3 protein-coding genes and 1 pseudogene are annotated in these 5,387 nt (G+C 76.2%); all 4 read left to right on the forward strand.

The window, feature by feature from the left end:
• Positions 1-256, forward strand: a pseudogene (locus LADH09A_RS25750) (hypothetical protein); the annotation flags it as partial.
• 1 nt (position 257) lies between these two features.
• Positions 258-1,949 carry a murein biosynthesis integral membrane protein MurJ gene (gene murJ / locus LADH09A_RS25755; protein ID WP_238648118.1) on the forward strand — a complete coding sequence of 564 codons (1,692 nt, stop codon included), beginning with the start codon at positions 258-260 and terminating at the stop codon, positions 1,947-1,949.
• A complete protein-coding gene (locus LADH09A_RS25760) occupies positions 1,946-3,115 on the forward strand; it encodes a glycosyltransferase family 4 protein (RefSeq protein ID WP_238648119.1) in 1,170 nt (389 codons plus the stop codon). Before murJ ends, LADH09A_RS25760 begins: the two co-directional genes overlap by 4 nt.
• Positions 3,115-5,387 (forward strand): hypothetical protein (locus tag LADH09A_RS25765; protein WP_238648121.1); only part of this gene is annotated, 2,273 nt, incomplete at its 3' end. The genes LADH09A_RS25760 and LADH09A_RS25765, both read left to right, overlap by 1 nt.

A 5,387-nucleotide genomic window follows, 5' to 3' on the forward strand; every position in this document is an offset into this window, starting at 1 on the left:
CGCGGCCGGCGCCGCCGCCGGCCTGCTCCGCGACGACCTGGGCGAGGACGTGATGCTCGGCGACAGCGGGGCGAACGCGCTCGGGGCGCTGCTCGGCGTCGCGCTCGCCGCCCGTACCGGCCCGCTCGGCCGGGCCGGGCTGCTCGCCGTGCTCGCCGGGCTGACCGCCGCGAGCGAGAAGGTCAGCTTCACGTCGGTGATCCAACGGACGCCGGGGCTGCGCGAGCTCGACGCACTGGGCCGGCGCGCCGACTGACGTGACCCGACCGGCCCCCCTCGCCGGCGCCGGCCGGCTGGCCGGGGCAGCCGCGCTCATCGCCGTCCTCACCGTGGCCAGCCGCCTCGCCGGCTTCGGTCGCACCGCCGTGTTCACCTGGGTGGTCCAGCAGAGCGACCTCGGCGGCATGTACGTCATCGCCAACACAGTGCCCAACATCGTCTTCGAGATCGTCGCGGGCGGGGCGCTGGCCAGCCTGGTTGTGCCTCTGCTGGCCGGGGCCGTGGCGGCGGACGACCGGCGGGCGGTGGCGGCCACCACAGGCGCCCTGCTGACCTGGACGGTGAGCCTGCTGGTTCCCCTCGCCGTGCTCGTCATACTGTTCGCCGACCCGATCATCTCGCTGATCAGCGAGGGACGCTCGGAGGCGGAGCTCGCCGCCGGGGCCCGGATGCTGCGCGTGTTCGCCCCGCAGCTGCCGCTCTACGGGATTGGCATCGTGCTCACCGGCGTGCTCCAGGCGCACCGGCGCTTCGCCTGGCCCGTCATCGCGCCAATGCTGTCCAGCCTCACCGTGGTCGTCGTCTACGTGGCGTTCGGCGCGGCGCAGGGACGGGGCGTGTCCGTGGCCCAGGTCGGCCGCAGCGGCGAGTTGCTCCTCTCCGGCGGCACCACCCTGGGTGTGGTCGTGCTGTCTCTGTCGCTGGTGATCCCGTTGCGCCGACTGCGGCTGAGGCCCCGGTTCGGGTACGCCTTCAAGGGTGACGTCCGGGCGCGCATCGGCGGGCTGGCCACGGCCGGCGCGGTGACGGTGGCGGCACAGCAGGTCGCGCTCCTGGTGATCTTGAACCGTGTCTCCGGCGGCCCCACCGGCTCCCCGCAGGTGTTCAACCTGGCCCAGGCCATTTTCCTGCTGCCGTGGGCGGTCCTGGCCGTACCGCTGGCGGTGGCGTCCTATCCCACGCTCGCGGCTGCCAGCGCCGCCGGCGACGAGGATGGTTACCGGCGGACCCTCTCCGGCGCGGTGCGGGGCGTGCTGCTCTTCAGCTGCCTGGGCGTCGCGGCGCTGATCGGCACCGCGCAGCCGATCGCTGCCCTCTTCTACCCGGACAATCCGGCGTCGACCGCTGCGGCGATCACCGGGTTCGCACCGGGTCTGCTCGGCTACGGGCTGTTCGCGATTCTGTCCCGCGCGCTGTACGCGCGGGGCGACACCCGGCCGGCGACCGTGGCGATCACCCTTGGCTGGCTGGTCGTTCCGGCCGTGGCGTTGCCGTTGACGGTGCTGCTGCCCACCGCCGACCGGGTCTTCGCGGTGACGTCCGCCAACTCGGTGGGGATGCTGGTGCTCGGGGCGCTGCTGCTCGCGGCGGTGCTGCGCAGCGCCGGTCGTCCCGCGCTGGCCGGCGCGGCGCGGGCCGGGGCGGCCGGTGGCCTCGCCGGTGTGCTCGCGGCGCTCGCCGGGCTGGGCCTGACCCGATGGCTCGACACGCCCGGGGGTAGCACCCCGACGATGGCGGCGGCGCTCGGTCAGGGCATGCTGTCCGGGGTTCTGGTCGGGGTGGTGTTCCTCGCCGTGGTCTGGTTCGTCGACCGGCAGGACGTGCAGCCACTGCTCGGCCGGGTGTTGCGGCGCCTGCCTCGGCGGGGGCCGCGGGGCCGGGGCGACGGGCCGACGTCGGGCGCTGTCTCCCCGGAACGGGGCGACGGGAAGGAGACGGCCGCGCGATGAGTGAGCAAGCTCTGCCTGCCGGTTTTTCGGGCAGCGTCGCGCTGGTGCTCGCGTCCAGCACCGGTGGCGTCGGCCAGCACGTCCGTTCGGTGGCGCGTGGCCTCGTCGCCGACGGCGCCACCGTCGTGGTCTGCGGGCCGGCCGCGACCCAGGAGCAGTTCGACTTCACCGGGGTCGGTGCGCGTTTCGCGCCGGTGGAGATCCCGGCCAGCCCGACGCCGGCCGACGCGCGGGCGGTGCTGGCCCTGCGTCGCGTGCTCGCCGGCTCCCGGGTCGACGTGGTGCACGCGCACGGCCTACGGGCCGGTCTGGTCGCCGTGCTGGCCCGTCCCGCCGCGCCACTGATCGTCACCTGGCACAACGCGGTGCTCGCGGGTGGGCTGCGGGGCGGCATGTCCCGACTCGCGGAACGCGTGGTGGTGCGTGGTGCCCGGGTGGCCCTCGGCGCCTCCACGGACCTGGTCCAACGGGTCACCGCGCTGGGCGCCACCGACGCCCGGCTCGCCCCGGTCGCCGCGCCCACGCTGCCCGCGCCCCGTCGACGCCCGGCGGCGGTCCGCGCCGAGTTCGGGGTTCGCCCCGACCAGCCGCTGATCCTGTCGGTGGGGCGGTTGCACCCGCAGAAACGCTACGACGTGTTGATCGACGCGGCCGCCCGCTGGCGTACGCGTACCCCGCCGCCGGTCGTGGTGATCGCCGGCAGCGGACCCGCATACCTGCCGTTGGCGGCCCGGACGTCCGCGGCCCGCGCCCCGGTGACCCTGCTGGGGCACCGCACCGACGTGGCGGACCTGCTGGCCGGCGCCGACCTGGCGGTGGTGACCAGCGACTGGGAGGCCCGGCAGCTCTTCGCCCAGGAGGCGTTGCGCGCCGGCGTGCCGCTGGTCGCCACCGCGGTCGGTGGTCTGCCGGAGCTGGTCGGCGATGCCGCCACGCTGATCCCCGCCGGGGACGTCGACGCGGTCGACGCGGCGGTGCGCGCGCTGCTGGACGACCCGGCGGCCCGGGCCGAGCTGGGTCGGCGCGGCGCCGAACGGGCGGCGACGTGGCCGACCGAGACCGACACCGTCGCCGTGCTGGCCGCCCTCTACGCCGAGCTGGCCGCCGACCACACCGGCCCGGCCGCCGCCCCGGGCTCTGACGCCCCCAGAAGGGGGCACCGGTGATGGTGCGCCGAATCGCCCCCGCCCTGCTGACCGTGCTCGTGGTGGCGCTGGGTGTCACCGCGCTCGCCGCGCGCCCGACGCAGGACAGCCCGCGACGCACCGCCGACTTCGTGGTGCTCGCCGGGGTGGCGGGGCTGCGCTGGGAGGACGTGGATCCGCAGAGCACCCCCACGCTGTGGCGGATGGCCCAGGAGGGGTCGATCGGCTCACTGTCGGTGCGTTCGGCGCACCTGCCCACCTGCCCGGTGGACGGCTGGCTGACGCTGGGCGCGGGCAGTTTCGCCGGGTGGAACGGCAGCCGGTTGCCCGGTGGCTGCCCGGCGGCCGGGGTGGCCGTCGAACAACCCGACGGCATCGGCGCGAACCTGCCCGACCAGGAGAGCGTGGTCCAGTACAACCAGCAGCGCCTGCCGTGGAACGCGACGCCCGGCTCGCTGTCGGAGTCGGTGCGCTGCTCCGTCGCCGTGGGCCCGGGAGCGGCCGTGGCCGCCGCGCGACCGTTCGGCCGCGTCGACCGGTACGCCTCGACGTTGCCCGCTGACCCGCGCACGCTGCTGGGCTCCTGCGTGCTGAGCATCGTCGACCTCGGCACCGTCGAGGGAGCCGACCCGGCGACCCGCGCCGAGGAGGCCCGGGAGGCCGACGCCCAACTGGCCCGGGTGCTGGCCGCCCGGCCACCGCGGTCGTTGGTGCTGGTCGCGGGGATCTCCGACACCGCACGGCCGTCGCGACTGCACGTGGCGGTGGCCGACGGCCCGGGCTGGGAGCGGGGGTGGCTCACCTCGGCGAGCACCGGCCGGGACGGCTACCTGCAACTCGTGGACCTCGCGCCGACCGCCCTGGCGGCGCTGGGCCGGCCCATGCCGGAGCGGCTCTTCCTCGGCCGCCCGGCGGTCAGCACCGGTGGCCGTCCGGCCGACCTGACCGACGCGATCAACGCCCCGGCGGACGCCGACCGGGAGGCGGCCGCCCAGCGCTCCGTCTCCGGCGTGTTCTTCACCCTGCTGGCCGGTGTGCAGGTGCTGCTGGCGATCGGCATCCTGCCGCTGCTGCGCCGGGCCCGCCCGCACGCCGGGCCGAGCGGCCCGACGCCCGTCTCCGGACGGGTCGTGGCGGTGGTGGAGCTACTGCTCGTCGCCGCGGCGTTGACGGTCCCGGCGGCGCTGCTGGCCGACGCGGTGCCCTGGTGGCAGGGCGCGCACCCCGGGTGGATCTTCGCCGGGGTCACCGCGCTGCTGGTGGCCGCGGGCACCGCCGCGGTGCGGTTCACCCCCGGGTACGCGGGCACCCTCGGCCCGGTCGGCGCGGTGGCCGGCCTCACCACCCTCGTCGTCGGGTTGGACGTGCTCACCGGGGCCCGCCTCCAACTCAACGGCGTGGTCGGCTACTCCGCGTTGCAGGGTGGCCGGTACTTCGGGCTGAGCACGGTGGGGTTGGGTGTGTTCCTCGCCGGTGCCCTGCTGGCGGGCGGCTGGTTGGCCCAGCGGGTGCACCGCGGCTGGCGGCCGGCGGTGATGGTGGCCGTGGGTGGCCTCGCCGTGGTGGTGGTCGGCAGTCCCTTCCTGGGTGCCGACCCGGTCGGCGCGATCGCGCTCACCGCCGGGGTGAGCGTCGCCGCCGTGATCAGCGCCGGTGGGTGGTTGACGATCAGCAGGCTGGCCTGGGCCACCATGGCCGCCCTGGCGGTCGGCATCGGCTTCGCCGTGGTGGACCTGCGTCGCCCGTCGGCGGAGCGGGGCAGCCTGGGGCGGTTCCTGTCCGCGCTCGGCGACGGCACCGGCGGGTTCGCCGTGCACCGGTCCAGCACGGAGAACTTCGAGACGTTGGTCAACAGCCCCCTGACCGTGCTGGCGCTGACCGGCGGGTTGCTGGTGTGGTTCGCCCTGTTGCAGCCGTGGGGTGGGCTGATGCGGTTGTTCGGCATCTACCCGGCGGTCCGGGCCGCGTTGGCCGGCACCGTGGTCGCCGCGGTGCTCGGTGGTGTGCTCGACGGCGCGGCGATGGACGTGATGGGCGCCGCCGCCGCGATGGTGGTGCCGATGGCCGCGTTGGCGTCGCTGCGGGTGCTCGGGCACGCCGCGGACCGGACCCGCCCGGCCCCGGGCCGCTCCCGCGCCGACGGCGCCGACGACGACTCGGGCTCCGGCGGGGTCGGCCCGGCCGGTGGGGGTGACGGCCCGACCGGTGGCGGCGGGCCGCTGGGCGCGGCCCACCCCCGTCCGATCAGCGGCCCTCCCGCGAGCGCACCCCCGCCGGTGGCCCCGGCCCGGGA

The sequence above is a fragment of the Micromonospora cabrerizensis genome (assembly GCF_022230955.1).
In the GTDB taxonomy this organism is placed as follows: domain Bacteria; phylum Actinomycetota; class Actinomycetes; order Mycobacteriales; family Micromonosporaceae; genus Micromonospora; species Micromonospora cabrerizensis.

Coding starts and splice junctions, on each gene's coding strand:
- LADH09A_RS25760 (WP_238648119.1), top strand. CDS start 1,946: ATGAGTGAGCAAGCTCTGCCTGCCGGTTTTTCGGGCAGCGTCGCGCTG.